At 40.7% G+C, this 16,065-nt stretch carries 13 protein-coding genes; 12 read left to right on the top strand and 1 reads right to left on the bottom strand.

Annotation, left to right across the window (positions count from 1 at the left end; all coding sequences use genetic code 11):
* The first annotated feature begins 19 nt into the window (after window positions 1–19).
* The 12 genes from purF to FXZ76_RS04895 all read left to right on the top strand — a co-directional run bounded on the left by purF (window position 20) and on the right by FXZ76_RS04895 (window position 15,303).
* A complete protein-coding gene (purF, locus tag FXZ76_RS04950; RefSeq protein ID WP_079536215.1) occupies window positions 20–1,495 on the top strand; it encodes an amidophosphoribosyltransferase in 1,476 nt (491 codons plus the stop codon).
* A 19-nt stretch (window positions 1,496–1,514) separates the two neighbouring features.
* The gene (gene purM, locus FXZ76_RS04945) at window positions 1,515–2,546 is read left to right on the top strand and encodes a phosphoribosylformylglycinamidine cyclo-ligase (protein WP_079536213.1); all 1,032 of its coding nucleotides are present in this window, start codon (window positions 1,515–1,517) and stop codon (window positions 2,544–2,546) included.
* On the top strand, window positions 2,543–3,139 hold the full coding sequence (purN, locus tag FXZ76_RS04940) for a phosphoribosylglycinamide formyltransferase (protein WP_079536210.1): 597 nt from the start codon (window positions 2,543–2,545) through the stop codon (window positions 3,137–3,139). The genes purM and purN overlap by 4 nt, the downstream gene beginning before the upstream one ends.
* A 14-nt stretch (window positions 3,140–3,153) precedes the next feature.
* Window positions 3,154–3,903 carry an IMP cyclohydrolase gene (locus FXZ76_RS04935; RefSeq protein ID WP_079536208.1) on the top strand — a complete coding sequence of 250 codons (750 nt, stop codon included), beginning with the start codon at window positions 3,154–3,156 and terminating at the stop codon, window positions 3,901–3,903.
* Between the two features lies 1 nt (window position 3,904).
* Complete coding sequence (locus tag FXZ76_RS04930) at window positions 3,905–5,086, top strand: phosphoribosylaminoimidazolecarboxamide formyltransferase (protein WP_079536205.1); 1,182 nt, start codon at window positions 3,905–3,907, stop codon at window positions 5,084–5,086.
* Window positions 5,087–5,107: 21 nt separating this feature from the next.
* Window positions 5,108–6,403, top strand: a complete 1,296-nt coding sequence (purD, locus tag FXZ76_RS04925) for a phosphoribosylamine--glycine ligase (protein WP_079536203.1) — start codon at window positions 5,108–5,110, stop codon at window positions 6,401–6,403.
* Window positions 6,404–6,420: 17 nt separating this feature from the next.
* Window positions 6,421–10,149, top strand: a complete 3,729-nt coding sequence (locus tag FXZ76_RS04920; RefSeq protein ID WP_079536200.1) for a phosphoribosylformylglycinamidine synthase — start codon at window positions 6,421–6,423, stop codon at window positions 10,147–10,149.
* 47 nt (window positions 10,150–10,196) lie between these two features.
* The gene (gene purB / locus FXZ76_RS04915; RefSeq protein WP_079536197.1) at window positions 10,197–11,636 is read left to right on the top strand and encodes an adenylosuccinate lyase; all 1,440 of its coding nucleotides are present in this window, start codon (window positions 10,197–10,199) and stop codon (window positions 11,634–11,636) included.
* Between the two features lie 21 nt (window positions 11,637–11,657).
* Window positions 11,658–13,052, top strand: a complete 1,395-nt coding sequence (gene mgtE, locus FXZ76_RS04910; RefSeq protein WP_079536194.1) for a magnesium transporter — start codon at window positions 11,658–11,660, stop codon at window positions 13,050–13,052.
* A gap of 89 nt (window positions 13,053–13,141) precedes the next feature.
* Window positions 13,142–13,957 carry a J domain-containing protein gene (locus FXZ76_RS04905; protein WP_079536191.1) on the top strand — a complete coding sequence of 272 codons (816 nt, stop codon included), beginning with the start codon at window positions 13,142–13,144 and terminating at the stop codon, window positions 13,955–13,957.
* Between the two features lie 13 nt (window positions 13,958–13,970).
* On the top strand, window positions 13,971–14,384 hold the full coding sequence (locus tag FXZ76_RS04900; protein WP_079536189.1) for an HIRAN domain-containing protein: 414 nt from the start codon (window positions 13,971–13,973) through the stop codon (window positions 14,382–14,384).
* Window positions 14,377–15,303, top strand: coding sequence for an SEL1-like repeat protein (locus tag FXZ76_RS04895; RefSeq protein ID WP_079536186.1), 927 nt, complete (start codon window positions 14,377–14,379; stop codon window positions 15,301–15,303). The genes FXZ76_RS04900 and FXZ76_RS04895 overlap by 8 nt, the downstream gene beginning before the upstream one ends.
* A 191-nt stretch (window positions 15,304–15,494) precedes the next feature.
* Here the strand turns inward: FXZ76_RS04895 and FXZ76_RS04890 are convergent, their stop codons facing one another.
* Window positions 15,495–16,037 carry a biotin transporter BioY gene (locus tag FXZ76_RS04890; protein WP_079536184.1) on the bottom strand — a complete coding sequence of 181 codons (543 nt, stop codon included), beginning with the start codon at window positions 16,035–16,037 and terminating at the stop codon, window positions 15,495–15,497.
* Window positions 16,038–16,065: the final 28 nt, after the last annotated feature.

The raw sequence follows: 16,065 nt of genomic DNA, 5'->3' as shown, positions 1-16,065 counted from the left end.
TTAATAAAAGAAAGAAAAAATGACAAAACAATTAGACATTACTCCAGAAGTTAAACTTGGAGAAGAATGTGGCGTTTTCGGAATCTATGATAAAGCCGGGGACATGGATTTGCCATATGAAACCTATCGCGCTCTTTTGTCTCTTCAGCACAGAGGTCAGGAAAGTTGCGGAATAGCGTTAAACGTAGATGGCGTTTTGAGCGGATACAAAGGCATGGGGCTTGTTAGTGACGTTTTTACAAAGCGTGCGCTAGAAGGTCTCGACTGTTCTGCGAAGATGGCAACTGGACACGTTCGATATGCGACCAGTGGTCATCGAACGCTGGCAAATGCTCAGCCTATGATTGTCCATCACTCTAAAGGCTCTCTTGCACTTTCTCACAATGGAAATCTCACTAATGCTCAAGAATTGAGAATGAAACTTGAGGAAAGTGGTTCTATTTTTCACGGAACTTCTGACACTGAAATAATTACTCATTTAATCACCCAGGCAAGAATCAAATCGCCAGACATTGAAACAGCAATTCTTAAGGTCATGGATGTAATTGAGGGGGCCTATTGTCTCGTTGTGATGAGCGCAACAAAGTTGATTGCCGTCAGAGACCCTCATGGGATCAGACCTTTGTGCATTGGAACACTGGAGGGTGGTGGTTATGCGATAGCAAGCGAGTCCTGTGCGCTTGACACTGTTGGGGCTAAGCTTCTTCGTGATGTTCTTCCTGGCGAAATTATTGTGATTGATTATGATGGAATGCGCTCAATTAAAGATAAGTGCAACACTGCACCGTTCTCTCTTTGCGTGTTTGAATATATGTATTTTGCACGCCCTGATTCAATAATTGAGAACACGTGTGTTCATGAATCACGCGTTGAAGCCGGAAAGCTTTTGGCACGTTCACATCCAGCTGATGCTGATGTTGTTATTGGAGCTCCTGATTCGGGTCTTGATGCTGCACAAGGATTTGCCCAGGAAAGTGGAATTCCATATGCAACAGGCATTGTTAAAAATAAATATGTTGGCAGAAGTTTTATCCAAGGGTCACAAAAAGAAAGAGCAAACACTGTTCGAATTAAACTAAACCCTATTCCTTCAACTATAAAAGACAAGCGTGTAGTGCTTGTTGACGATTCAATAGTGCGTGGCACAACTTCGAAGCGACTTATTCAGCTTCTCTATCGAGCGGGAGCAAGGGAAGTGCATTTTAGGGTGTCTTCACCTCCTTTTAGGCATCCTTGTTTTTTTGGAACTGATGTTCCTGATGCCGATTTGTTAGTAGCCACAAACAGGTCCGATGATGAAATTCGTGACATTCTGGGATGCGATAGTTTGGGATATTTATCACTTGAGGATTCGAAAAAACTTGCGATTAATTCTGATTGTGGTTTCTGTTTAGGCTGTTTTAATAATGAATACCCTGTTGAAATTAAAGATTCAAATGTTGTGGAAACACATATGCGCCCGTTAAGCCAATCGGGCACCGGAAAAAAAATATAAAGGTTTGGAGTTGATTTAGATGGGCAAATATGCCGAAGCAGGCGTGGATGTTTGTGCGGGATATCGCGCTGTTGAACTCATAAAAAAGCATGTTGCAAGAACAACACGTGAAGAATGTGTCGGTGGCCTTGGAGGTTTTGGTGGAGCCTTTTCTATCAAAAATAACGTTTCTGGAATGTCTAGTCCTACTCTCATTTCAGGCACAGACGGTGTTGGAACCAAGCTAAAGATTGCGCACATTCTTGACAAACATGACACAGTAGGCATTGATTGTGTTGCGATGTGTGTAAATGACATTGCTTGTGCAGGCGCTGAACCTCTTTTGTTTCTTGACTACATCGCATGTGGAAAAAATGAACCAGAAAAAATTGAACAAATTGTATCTGGCATTTCTGATGGCTGCGTGATGGCAGGATGTGCCCTTGTTGGTGGGGAAACTGCTGAAATGCCTGGTTTTTATGGTGATAATGAATATGATTTGGCAGGTTTTTCTGTTGGTCTAATTGACGCTGATAAAATGATTTCGCCTGACAAGCAAGTTGAAGGCGACGTAATTATTGGCTTGGAATCATCTGGCGTTCATTCTAATGGGTTTTCGCTCGTTCGAAAAATTTTTGACATCGACAACAATCCAGATAATTTAAACAAACACTACGATGAGCTTGGAAAAACTTTAGGCGAAGAGCTCATCACGCCAACAAAAATTTATGTAGGTTCATTGCTTGAGATGACAAAGCGTGGACTATCAAAAGGATTTATGCACATTACTGGCGGAGGTTTTATCGAAAACATTCCGCGTGGCCTAAGAGATGGTTTGAGTGCAGAAATTGTGCTGTCAAATGTACCTGTTAAACCAATTTTCAAATTAATGCAGTCACTTGCAAATATGGAAGATGGAGACATCTACAACACATTTAATATGGGAATTGGAATGTGTGTTGTATCTTCTCCTGAAAATGTTGAAGAAGTTTTCGAAATTGCAAAAAAGCATGGTGATGTTCCTCATGTTCTTGGAAAATTAGTTCCAGGTGAGAAAGTGAGCTTTGTGTGATTAACGTTGCAGTTTTAGTTTCAGGCGGTGGCACCAACTTGCAAGCTCTAATTGATGCTCAGCAAGCTGGGAATATCGAACATGGACGAATTGAACTTGTTCTTTCTTCTAATGAAAACGCATATGCTCTAACCAGGGCAAAGAATGCCAACATTAAAACGGAAGTTTTAAAGCGCAAAGATTTCGAGAGCACTGCTGATTATGGCAAAGCTCTCGTTTCCATTTTGAGAAACAATAACATTGACGTGGTAGTTCTTGCAGGGTTCATGACTATTCTTGATGAAACTGTCATTAGTGAGTTTGAAAATAGAATTATTAATGTTCACCCATCTTTGGTTCCAAGTTTTTGCGGAAAGGGCTTTTATGGATTAAAGGTCCATGAAGCTGCTTTGCAGCGAGGAGTGAAAGTCAGTGGGGCTACTGTTCATTTTGTAAATTGTGAATGTGATGGAGGGCCAATTATTGCCCAAAAGGCCGTGGAAGTGCTCGATGGTGACACCCCAGAAACGCTTCAAAAGCGAATTATGGAACAGGCAGAATGGAAGTTGTTACCAGTTGCTCTTGCTAAAGTTTGTTCCGATTTGGATGCCTAGATAAAGGAAAAAGCATGACAGATTTAAAAAACTACCTGAAAAACAAGACCTATCCTGGTCGTGGGCTTGTTTTTTACAAAGTGTCTGACGAGAGACTCGTTGCTGCCTATTGGATTATGGGAAGAAGTTCTAACAGCAGAAATCGTGTTTTTCAAGAAATAACAGATGGAGACTACGCGGGTCTTGGAGTTAGAACTCTTGCTGCTGATGATACCTTGTGTGAAGACCCTCATTTGATTATCTACAACGCATCTTTAGATGTTGTTGAAAAAGGAATTACTATCATTACGAATGGAGATCAAACAGACACGATTTATGAAGCTCTAAATAGTTCTGATAGCACTAACGAAGCATTTCAAAACTCACTTTTCACAAGAACTTTTGAAGACGATGCTCCAAATTTCACTCCAAGAATTTCAATGATGATTGACACTCGCAATGGTGGCGTTGCAATGTCTATTTTGAAGTGTGCTGATTCATCATCGCAAGCAGCATCTAGATTTTTCTACTTTTATGATGATGTGCCAGCCGGAGAGGGACGATTGATTACAACCTATGTAGATGATGGCAATCCGTTGCCTTCTTTTGACTCAGAGCCAATAAAGATAACAGGGGACATTGCATGCATCAATTGTCTGCAAAATGCAATTTGGGAGTCGTTGAACAAAGACAACAAGATTAGCCTTTTGTGCTATGAATTTGATTTGAAAACAGGCAAGCAAACACGCTCGATTATGAATAAATACGAAAGGGTGAGTGCATAAAATGAGAGAATTTGAGTTGAAATATGGGACAAACCCTAATCAAAAGCCAGCTCGCATTTTTATGGAAAATGGATCTGATTTACCTATTGACATTTTAAATGGACACCCTGGTTACATCAATTTTTTAGATGCTTTTAATTCATGGCAGTTAGTTCGCAATTTAAAGGAAGCAACAGGAATTCCTGCTGCTACCAGTTTTAAGCACGTCTCGCCAGCAGGTGCAGCCATTGGTCTTGCTTTAGATGACTCTTTGCGTGCAATGTATCATGTCGACAAAGATGCGGAACTCTCACCACTTGCTTGTGCCTATTCTCGTGCTCGTGGGGCTGACAGAATGTCTTCATTTGGTGACTGGATTGCACTATCTGATGTTTGCGATGTGCCAACGGCAATGCTCATAAAACACGAAGTCAGCGATGGAATTATCGCCCCTGGATATGAAGATAAAGCGCTAGAAATTCTAAAATCTAAGAAAAAGGGAAACTATAACGTTGTAAAAATTGACCCTGACTATGTTCCTGCAAAGCAAGAAAAACGAAGCGTATTTGGAGTGACTTTTGAGCAGGGAAGACAAGATTTAGAAATAAATGCCGTAACAATGCTGTCTAGCATCGTTACTGAGAATAAAAACATTAGCGACGAGCAAAAACGTGACCTCATCATCGCTTTAATAACCTTGAAATACACTCAATCGAATTCAGTGTGCTATGTTCAAGATGGGCAAACGATTGGTGTTGGGGCTGGTCAGCAGTCTAGAATTCACTGCACGCGTTTGGCTGGTAATAAAGCTGATTATTGGCAGCTTCGTCACATGGATAAGGTCCTAAACTTGCCTTTTAGAGATGATGTAGCAAAGCCAAACATCGACAATGCAATTGATGTTTACCTAGGCGATCATCCAGAAGATGTTATTGGAGAGGAAGTTTGGAGTGAAACTTTTACTTCTAAACCTGAACCTTTAACTAAAGAAGAAAAAGAAGAGTATCTTTCTCATGTGAGCGGAGTGTCACTTGCTAGTGACGCTTTTTTCCCGTTTGGAGACAATATTGAGCGTGCACAAAGATCTGGCGTTACTGCTATAGTGGAGCCTGGTGGATCAATCCGAGACCAGCAGGTGATTGATACTTGCAATCGTTTTGGAATAGCAATGGCATTCTGTGGAATTCGTTTGTTTCATCATTAATTCACGCATTTAGGAGACATTATGAAAATCTTAGTAGTTGGCGGCGGCGGCAGGGAGCATGCTATCATTCGCGCTTTGAAGAAAAGTGATGGTGTTGACGAGATTTGGTGTGCACCAGGCAATGGCGGAATTTCATACGACGCAAAAATTGAACCTATCGCATCTACAGATGTAGATTCGATGGTGAAATTCGCTAAAGATAACGAAATTGATTATGTAATTGTTGCGCAAGATGATCCACTAGCATTAGGCATGGTCGATGCTTTGGCCGAAGTTGGCATTCCTGCTTTTGGGCCCGATAAACATGCTGCAAGAATTGAGGCTAGCAAAGCATTTTCTAAAGATTTGATGAAAAAATATAACATTCCAACAGCTGCTTTTGAAACATTTGATGATGCCCAAGCGGCTTTTGGCTACATCAATTCCCTTGAGAAGTTTCCTGTCGTGTTGAAAGCTGACGGGCTTGCTCTTGGTAAAGGTGTTTTAATCTGCCAAACAAAAAAAGAGGCTTTGAGTGGCATCCAGGAAATCATGGTTGACAAACATTTTGGCGATGCTGGAAACAAGATTGTCGTTGAGGAGTTTTTGACAGGGCCTGAAGTTAGTGTTCTTTCCTTCTGTGATGGAAAAACTTGCATCCCAATGATTTCATCTCAAGATCACAAACGCGCTCACGATGGTGACACCGGTCTTAATACTGGCGGGATGGGCGTTATTGCTCCAAACCCCTACTACACTTCTGAAGTTGCAAAGGTGTGTGAGGAAACGATTTTTAAACCAACTTTAAAGGCAATGGAAGACGAAGGGTGTCCTTTTAAAGGATGTCTTTATTTTGGTTTGATGATTACTGAAGATGGACCAAAAGTTATTGAATATAATGCACGCTTCGGTGATCCTGAGGCTCAAGTAGTTTTGCCTTTGTTACAGGGCGATTTCTTAAAAATTTGCAAGGCTTGCACAGAAGGCACTTTAGATGATGTCGATTTTAGTTTTAGCGACAAGTCCTCAGCAATAGTTATCGTTGCAAGTGGTGGATACCCGCAAAGCTATGCAAAGGGTAAAGTCATTACTGGACTCACAAATGGACAGATTGCTGATTGCGAGTACGATAATGTCCACGTTATTCATGCTGGAACAAAGATTATTGATGGTCAACTTGTCACAAATGGAGGCAGAGTGCTTGGTGTAGTTAGTGTTTCTAATTCATTGAAAGAAGCGCTTGACGATGCCTATTCAGAGATTGACAAGATAAAATTCGAAGATGCTTTTTATAGACATGATATTGGCGCAAAAGCGCTTGCATGTTTGAATTCTTAAAGTTTTCAAGGAGAGAAATGATAAACAGGGTGCTGGTTAGAAAACGTGTCGGTTTTAAAGTAGAAGCTGATAAAGTACTTTTAGAACTTCGCGATTTTCTTGGTATTAAATCAATACAGGACGTTGACATCGTTAATCGCTATGACATTGATAACATTTCGGATGAAGATTTAGAGAAAAGCAAAACTGTTGTTTTGTCCGAACCTGCTGTTGACGAATTGTTAGAGGAATTGCCATCTTCTGATGTGGTGATTGCAACAGAGCTTTTGCCTGGTCAGTTTGATATGCGTGCAAACTCAGCTAGTGAGTGCATTCAGCTTTTGTGTGGTTGTGATCGCCCGATTGTGCGTTGCGCAAAAATTTATTTATTGAGTGGAGAATTGTCTGATAGCGACATCGCTTCTATTAAACATTTGCTCATTAACCCAGTAGAGATGCAAGAAGCTTCGCTTGAACTTCCTTCTTCGCTGCAAATGGTAGTTCCTGAGGTTAAACCAGTTCCTGTAATTGATGGCTTTCTCGAAATGGAAAGAGATGAACTAAATGGTCTAATTGAGAAACTTGGGCTTTCGATGGATGCCGATGACATCGCTTTTTGTCAAGATTATTTTAAAGATGAAAGACGTTGCCCCACGGTAACTGAAATTAAAGTGATTGACACCTATTGGTCAGATCACTGCAGGCACACAACTTTTAACACCGAGCTTGTTGACATTGAAATTGAAGACCCTGAGGTTCGTGCTGCCTTTGAGCGTTATTTAACATTAAAGAAAGAATGTGGCAGAGAGTCTAGGCCAAACACTTTGATGGACATTGGAACTATTGCTGCAAGAATTCTAAAGAAACGCGGGATTTTAAACAACCTTGACGAGAGCGACGAGATTAATGCCTGCACAATTAAAGCGAAAGTTGATGTTAATGGAGAACTTCAAGACTGGCTTTATTTATTTAAAAATGAAACACACAATCATCCAACTGAAATAGAACCTTTTGGTGGAGCTGCAACTTGTGTGGGCGGGGCTATCCGCGACCCGTTGAGTGGACGTTCATATGTCTATCAATCGATGCGAATCACAGGAGCTGCCAACCCTAATGCACCTGTTGAAGACACTCTTGAGGGAAAACTTCCTCAGAGGAAAATTTGCAGAGGTGCTGCTGATGGTTTTTCAAGTTATGGAAACCAAATTGGCCTCGCGACAGGGATTGTTGATGAGATATATCATCCAGGCTATCTCGCAAAACGCATGGAGATTGGTGCTGTAGTTGGTGCTGCTCCAGCCGATGCAGTTGTGAGAGAAACGCCAGCGGATGGAGATGTTGTTATTTTGCTTGGGGGACGCACCGGTCGAGACGGCATCGGTGGTGCAACTGGATCTTCAAAAGCGCACAAAACTACTTCTCTTGAAACTTGTGGAAGTGAAGTGCAAAAAGGCAATGCTCCTACAGAGAGAAAACTTCAACGCCTTTTCAGAAACAAAGAAGCATCATCTTTGATTGTTCGTTGCAATGATTTCGGCGCAGGGGGAGTGAGTGTTGCTATTGGCGAACTTGCCGATGGTCTAGACATTGATTTAGACGCTGTGCCTTGTAAATATCTTGGTTTGGATGGAACAGAAATTGCAATTTCTGAGTCGCAAGAGAGAATGGCTTGTGTCATTCATCCCGCTGATGTTGATAAATTCTTGAAGTTCGCTGAAAGTGAAAATCTTGAGGCGACAATTGTAGCAAAAGTAACTGAAACTCCGCGAATGGTTCAGACCTATAAGGGCCAGCGCGTTGTTGATTTGTCCCGCGCTTTTCTAGACTCCAACGGAGCACCAAAGAAAGCTTGCGTTCGTGTTGCAAAATTTGAAAAAGCAGAATCAAACAACAACGATGCTTTCGAGGAAAAATTCAGAGCAATGCTCACTGATTTGAATAGCTGTTCTAAAGAGGGTCTAACTTCAATGTTCGACTCAACGATTGGTGCAAGCACTGTAATGGCTCCACTTGGTGGTGAGAACAAAGCAACACCTGCAATTGCTATGGTTGCAAAGTTGCCTGTTATGGGGGAGACTTCCACGGTCTCGGGTATGGCTTGGGGATACAACCCAATGCTTTCTTCAAACAATCAGTATGCTGGTGCATATATGGCGGTCGTCGACAGTGTGTGTAAACTTGTGTGTGCTGGTTTTTCGCGTCATGATATGCTTCTAACTTTCCAAGAGTACTTTAAGAAACTTGGCGACAACAAAGACAATTGGGGACAGCCTTTTGCGGCTGTTTTAGGTGCCCTTGATGCACAAATTGGTTTACAAGTTGCAGCTATTGGTGGCAAGGATTCAATGAGCGGAACTTTTGATGATATTTCTGTTCCGCCAACACTAGTCAGCTTTGCGACCGCTTTAAGTGATGCTAATGTGATTATTAGCCCTGAATTGAAACATGTTGGCTCGTCTCTCATTTATGTAGTTCCAAGAAAACAGGGAAGTGTTGTTAACAGTGCTTCAATGCTGAGCATTCTTGATGCTGTAAACGAGTTAATCGTTTCAGGAAAAATTTTGTCTGCTTCAACTCCTGCCTACAATGGGCTTGCAGAGTCGCTCTTCAAAATGTCGCTCGGGAACAGAATTGGCGTTGATCTTAATTCAATTCCTGAAACTATTGACATGTTTGGAAACAGTTATGGTTCCATTATTCTCGAAGTCGAGCCAGATTATAAAGATGATGTCTTGTTTGCATTCGATAATGCGCTTTTTGCAGATGAGATTGGCGTCACAACTTCCGATTTCTACTTTAGTTACGATAGATCTTCTATCGATCTTAGCGCTGCTCAAGAAAAATGGGAGTGCGTGCTTGATGACGTCTATCCACGAAATTCAAAACCTTTGAGCAAAACTAGTGTTGATTTAATTTCTTTTGATAACCAAAATGAAGCTTATAAATGCTCTGTTTTGCTTGATGCAAAACCAAAGGTAATAATTCCTGTGTTCCCTGGGACAAACTGTGAATATGACACAGCAAGAGCTTTTGCTGAGGCAGGCGCAGATCCTGACATTTTTGTAATCAAAAACTTGACCCCAGAGCAGGTTTCGATTAGCGTAGATGAACTGTCAACAAAAATAAATGATTCACAAATTCTCATGATTCCAGGTGGATTTTCTGGTGGAGATGAGCCAGACGGTAGCGCAAAATTTATTGCATCTTTTTTCAGGTCTCACAGAATTGCGGAGGCAATTACAAATTTGTTAGAAGCGCGAGATGGTCTCGTTCTGGGCATTTGTAACGGTTTTCAAGCTCTTCTTAAGCTTGGACTTTTACCATATGGAAAAATTGTTGATCTGAAAGAGGACGATCCAACGCTCACATATAACTTAGTTGGGCATCATGAATCTGCATTAATTCAAACACGCATCTCTTCAACACTTTCGCCTTGGATGTCTAGACTATCTGTTGGCGATGTTCACACCATTGCCATCAGCCATGGAGAAGGTCGCTTTGTGTGCAACGACGAAATGCTCAATGAATTAATTTCTAATGGACAAGTTTGCGCGCAATATGTAAACAACTTGGGCATTGCCACTACTGACACTTTTACTAACCCGAATGGTTCAGTTGCAAACATCGAATCTATTTGTTCTCCTGATGGGCGTGTTCTTGGAAAGATGGGGCATTCGGAACGACGTGGTAATCATCTCTATGTAAACGTTCCTGGCAACAAATATCAGGAATTGTTCGAGGGTGGGGTTGACTATTTTTCGTTTTAACAATTTCTTGACTTTAGTTCACTAAAATAGCTTGGCGAGGTTTATTCATGACTAACACACACGATAAATATATATCAGCTTTTTCGACGCGTTATGCAAGCGAAGAGATGCAACACCTATTCAGTGAGGAAAAGAAATTTCAAACATGGAGACGTTTGTGGATTGCATTGGCGCGTGCAGAAAAAAATGCTGGGCTAAATATCACTGACGAACAAATTGCTCAGCTTGAATCGCATAAGGATGACATCAATTATGATGTTGCCGAGAAACGCGAGAAGCTAGTGCGACACGATGTTATGAGCCATGTTTATGCATATGGCCAACAATGTCCTGATGCAAAAGGAATCATTCATCTTGGAGCTACTAGTTGCTATGTTGGAGACAACTGTGACATTATCGTAATGCGTGAAGCTTTGCAACTTGTAATTAAGAAACTTGTGACTGTGATTTCTCAGCTGAGTGAATTTGCCAAAGAATATAGAAATCTTCCATGCTTGGCATACACTCATCTGCAGCCTGCACAACTTACCACAGTCGGCAAACGTGCAACTCTTTGGACATATGATTTTTGTCTTGATTATGAAGCGCTAAAACGTTGTGTTAACGATTTATGTTTGCTCGGAGTTAAAGGGACCACGGGAACACAGGCAAGTTTTGTTGAATTATTCGATGGCGACGTTAAAAAAATTAAAGAGGTAGAAAAATCGGTCGCTAATGAACTTGGCTTTGATAAAGTAGTTCCAGTTTCAGGTCAAACTTATTCACGCAAATTTGATTTTTTTGTTCTTTCTGCACTTTCAAGTGTTGCCCAATCAGCAAGCAAGATGTGCACAGACATTCGTCTACTTGCTTCATTTAAGGAAATGGAAGAGCCTTTTGAGAAAAATCAAATTGGATCTTCTGCAATGCCCTATAAAAGAAACCCAATGCGTTCAGAGAGAGTTTGTTCACTTGCTCGTTATGTCATTACCGACATTATTAACCCATCATTTACAGCCGCAACGCAGATGTTTGAGCGAACGTTAGATGATTCTGCAAATAAGAGAATTGCCATGTCTGAAGCCTTTTTAGGAATTGATTCAATTCTTAATATCTTGATTAATGTGACCGATGGACTTGTTGTTTATCCAAAAGTTATTGAGTCTCGCGTTATGGCTGAACTTCCTTTCATGGCAAGTGAAAACATTTTGATGAAGGCAGTTAAAAAAGGTGGAGACCGTCAGGAACTTCACGAAATCATTAGAGAACATGCGCAAGATGCTGCAAGTGTTGTGAAGGTTGAAGGCAAACCTAACGATTTAATTGCTCGCATTGAAAATGACAGCCGCTTTGGTTTGACAATTGATGAGATTGAAGAATGTGTAAATCCTAGCGACTTCATTGGACTTTCTCCATTACAAGTAGAAAACTTCTGTGAGGAAGTTGTCAATCCAATTCTAGTTGAGAACGCTGATTCATTGCACATGAAAAGTGAGCTTCACGTCTAATTCTATTTGTTTGACACAGTAATGGCAGATGAAAAAACTTTAACATTTGACGAAGTAACCGAACAGGTTATAGAGGAGATTTCAAACAGGCATTACATGTCTGCAAGAAATCTTTTGCTCGCATGCAATGAAGCCGACATTGCTGAAATCCTTGAGGAGGTGGGAGACAATTTAGGCATTGAAAAAACAGTTGCCATTTTTAGAATGCTCCCAAAAGACGTTTCGGTTGAAGTTTTTTCTTTTCTAGATTCTGATGAGCAAACAGCCATTATTCAAGCGATTAACGACCGAGAGATTTCATTTATTTTAGATGAGCTCGACTTCGACGATAAAATCGACGTTTTGGAGGAATTGCCGGCAAACATTGTTGACAAAATCTTGATGGAAACTCCTCGAGATGAACGCAAGTTAATTAACACTTTCTTGAATTATCCAGATGATTGCGCTGGCACGTTGATGACGCCTGAATATGTCTCGCTTCAAAAGGACATGACTGTCACACGTGCTCTTGCACAAATTCGCAAGGAAGGCATCGATTCAGAAACAATTTACACATGCTATGTAAAAAGCGAAGGAAGAAAGCTAATTGGCATCGTGTCTCTTCGTGCTCTGGTGTTAGCTGATGGGGACACAAAAATTGAAGAAATTATGAACACCGATGTAGTTTCTGTGAATGTCTACGATGACCAAGAGCAGGTTGCCGAAGCCTTTAAGAAATATGGGTTCATGGCAATTCCTGTTGTTGACAAAGAGCACAGAATCGTTGGAATTATTACAGTTGACGACATCCTTGATGTTATCGAAGACGAGGCCACAGAAGACATCGAGAGAATGGCCGGCGTTATGTCTGGCGAAAATGCTGGCGATGAATATCTTGACATTCCTGTTATAAATCATGTGAAAAACAGATTACCTTGGTTGTTGTTTTTAACTGTTAGCGCAATGGTGACAGGCTCTATTATTTCAGCATTTCAGGAAGTTTTGTCTCAGGTCATCATTCTTGTTAGCTACATGCCTCTTCTCATGGGAAGTGGTGGCAATTCAGGTTCACAAGCTGCAACTCTTGTTATTCGTGGTCTTGCAGTTGGAGACATTTCAACGAAAGACTATGCCAAAGTTCTTTGGAAAGAAGCAAGAATCAGCCTTATTGTTGGTGTTGTTTTGAGCCTCTTTAACTTATTAAAAGTTGTGTTCATCGACCATCAGAGCATTATGATAGGTCTCACAGTTGCAGTTTCTCAGATAATTATTGTGTTCTGCGCGAAAATCCTTGGTGGTCTTTTGCCAATTGCAGCTAAGAGAGTTGGCATTGACCCAGCGTTGATGGCAAGCCCCATGATTTCTTCAATTTCTGACATGATATCTGTTGTTACCTACATGCTAATGGCTTGTGCATTTTTGCACATTGCTATATAGAAGGTTAAACACACTTTTCTTTTAGTTTCGTTCTGCTAGCATTGTTTTAGCGTTTATTAAAAAAGTTTGATGAGGGCTCAGGTCACAACTTGTATCAGGTTCCACAAAACAGCAAGCTAAAAGAACACTATCTTCAAGAAATAGCATCATTTCGAGACAGAATTAAAGACTATGTTTTAGAGAGGGATGACATTTCTCTTGTTCAAAACCCTTTAATTGAAGCAGATTACATGAACAAAATTGGTTGCTATGAAATTGAGTTAGCAGAGGCAGAAATTAATGAGCGTCGCGCAAAACGAAAGCTCGCCATGTGCAAGGCCGCTGTTGAGCGAGAGGCCGACGTTGACGAAAATGTAATTGATGCTGTGCTTGATGACGAGTTCGACAAATGGATGAATGATGCAGGAGCTCAAGATGTCTCCAACGTTTCTTCGAACAGCACAAAAGCAAAAGAGTTTGGGAACCTTGAATACGACCCCGAAAAACTAAAAAAGCTCTACAGAAGGCTTTGTAAAAAACTTCATCCTGATTTATGTCCGAATTTAACCGACGTGGAAAAGCGCGATTTTGAAGCTATCCAAAAAGCATATGATTCATGCGACTTCATTTCTGTTGTTGCCTATTGTGATGCCTATGGCATTGACACTGATGATCGCTATGAGCTTTTGACAGATTCACAAATTGCGGCAACAATTGAAACACTAAAAGCGCATGAAGGCACGCAGCTTGAAGTTTTAGGGGAAATCAAGAATAGTTTTCCATACAACATGAAAGACAAATTAAAAGACAGAAATTGGGTAAAGCAAACCTCTGAAAGTTTGATTAGACGTGCTGAAAATTGTGAGCGCCACACTGCTCGTTTTAAAGCACAAATTGCTGACATTATAGAAAGAAACAGAAAGTAACTAAAACTGTATCATGAGTGAAGTTAATTCATATGGCTTATCAAAAATATCAAAAAGTGCGGTTGGTGGATATGTTGAAGGCGGTAGCGAACTTGGATTTGTAAAACCTTTTTCAAATGCGATAAAGGTTATAACTAACACCAGAGTAGCAAACACATCTAAAACCCCCAACATCGATTATTTGATGAAGAACATAAAAATTGGCGACAGGCTTTTGCTTGCGCGCGAAAAAGGCAATCTAAATGATGCTTTTGCTGTGAAAATAGAAACAAAAAATCACGAGAAACTTGGTTATTTACCTTGTGATTGCAATGAAATTGTCGCTCGTTTAATGGATGGCGATAAAGAGTTTTATGCAGAAGTTACATCTTCAGAGGTCATTGGTCCTTGGAACAAAATTGACATTGAGGTTTATTTAGATGACTAGGTGGGTTTTTCAAAATAAACTTCGCCCGCAAGAGCGAGAGCGCATCACTCGAGCATGTGCTTTTTTGCCGACTAAAGAGCTTGCTTTGACCACGGGTCTTCCTGAAGTTGCAATAACACAGGCTGTTTTTGACATGGCTACCGACCGCTACATTGGTCGTGATTATCTTGATGTTTACCCGCGTGGTTATTTAATGCCAGGAGAGAGTTGGGCAGGTCCAAACTTGGCTCTTAAATATGCAAAGCGATACATTGAGGAAGGGCTTTCCTATTGCGAACCAGCCGATCGTGACCTTCGAATTGATTGCTTGAAAAGTGCTGAACTATTGCTTATGCATTCCGCATTCTTTTCAGAGTGGGAGGGAAGTGGAGAATCTTGGCGGCTTTTGGGCGAGATGTATTTGAAAGATTGGGCGTTTGGGAACTATTGGCTTTTTGATGATGAATATGAAGTTTTATCAAGCTATCCTCGTCTTCTAAAAGTTGACTCTCGTGAAGATCGCGCATATTACTGTCTTGTTCGCGCAAAGAATTTGGGCGATATAGAGTCATGTGTTTTGCTCGGGCAATGCATGCAGTTAGGAGTAGGATGCGAACTTGACACAACTTCTGCATTTAATTTGTATGCAGAAGTTTTAAATCATGTTAGGAATGCTAGTGCGAGGACTGTCGGATTAGCAACGCTCTACTCAGGTAACTGTTTTGAATATGGGTGTGGATGTGATTTGAGTTTTGAGTTTGCGCATGATTATTATCAAAAGGCAGTTGATGCTTTGACGCTTGCTCTTGATCTTGGTGACGATTTACTTGAGCCCTACCTAGTTGATGCCGAAAAAGGGCTTGAGCGCATGAAACAAGAGTTAGGCATTGTTCCTTTTGGTTTTAGACATGGATTCAGAAAACGGAGATACTGCGACTAACATCATTAGTAAAACCCAGCATGCATGTTTCCTCTTTTAGAAAACGCAAGAAACTCATCAATCTTTATTACTGAATAAATTAAATATGACCAGCTATGTGAGCTGGTCATATTTTTCCTATTAAAGACAGTATTCTTGTAAATCGAACAGAAACGTCAAATTTTAAATCTTGGCATTTCTAGTATAGAAAATTAATTTAGATGTTTTTTAACTAAAGCTGAAAGTATCCATGCAACGATAATTTTTGCGAGGTCGATTAGCATGAATGGAATCACGCAAGAAGCGAGTGCAACTGCTAGCGTTTGATTCATAACAACCATAAATTGAACTGTTCCAATGACATATGCAATCAATGTTAAGACGATGCCTGACACAATGGTTACAGCGATTTTTGTGCCTGTGCTTGATGATTTCTCATTAAATTTTTGCATTGCAAGCCCAACTGGAAAAATGCCTAAGAGGTATCCTATTAAAAATCCGCCTGTTGGCCCCATTAACACACCAATTCCACCTTTCATTGATGAAAAAATAGGTGCTCCAATAGCCCCAAGCAGAATATAAATTACCATTGAAAGAAGAGCCACCTTAGGTTTTGCGATAAACATTACAAGAGTGATTGCAAATGTTTGCAGTGTAAATGGGATTGGACCTAGTGGGACTGTAATCATTGCGCTAACAGCAATAAAGGCTGTGAATAGAGCGGCGAAAATAAAATCTTTTAAGCTTTCGTTCATTTTGTGTATAACTTTCTAATCATATTCG

This window comes from Phoenicibacter congonensis (assembly GCF_902386915.1).
GTDB classification, from domain to species: domain Bacteria; phylum Actinomycetota; class Coriobacteriia; order Coriobacteriales; family Eggerthellaceae; genus Phoenicibacter; species Phoenicibacter congonensis.
Note: the sequence above shows the minus strand (reverse complement) of the source record. Positions and strands in the feature narration are given on the sequence as shown.

Coding starts and splice junctions, on each gene's coding strand:
- purM (WP_079536213.1), top strand. CDS start 1,515: ATGGGCAAATATGCCGAAGCAGGCGTGGATGTTTGTGCGGGATATCGC.
- FXZ76_RS04890 (WP_079536184.1), bottom strand. CDS start 16,037: ATGAACGAAAGCTTAAAAGATTTTATTTTCGCCGCTCTATTCACAGCC.
- FXZ76_RS04900 (WP_079536189.1), top strand. CDS start 13,971: ATGAGTGAAGTTAATTCATATGGCTTATCAAAAATATCAAAAAGTGCG.
- purD (WP_079536203.1), top strand. CDS start 5,108: ATGAAAATCTTAGTAGTTGGCGGCGGCGGCAGGGAGCATGCTATCATT.
- FXZ76_RS04935 (WP_079536208.1), top strand. CDS start 3,154: ATGACAGATTTAAAAAACTACCTGAAAAACAAGACCTATCCTGGTCGT.
- FXZ76_RS04895 (WP_079536186.1), top strand. CDS start 14,377: ATGACTAGGTGGGTTTTTCAAAATAAACTTCGCCCGCAAGAGCGAGAG.
- FXZ76_RS04930 (WP_079536205.1), top strand. CDS start 3,905: ATGAGAGAATTTGAGTTGAAATATGGGACAAACCCTAATCAAAAGCCA.
- FXZ76_RS04920 (WP_079536200.1), top strand. CDS start 6,421: ATGATAAACAGGGTGCTGGTTAGAAAACGTGTCGGTTTTAAAGTAGAA.
- purB (WP_079536197.1), top strand. CDS start 10,197: ATGACTAACACACACGATAAATATATATCAGCTTTTTCGACGCGTTAT.
- purF (WP_079536215.1), top strand. CDS start 20: ATGACAAAACAATTAGACATTACTCCAGAAGTTAAACTTGGAGAAGAA.
- mgtE (WP_079536194.1), top strand. CDS start 11,658: ATGGCAGATGAAAAAACTTTAACATTTGACGAAGTAACCGAACAGGTT.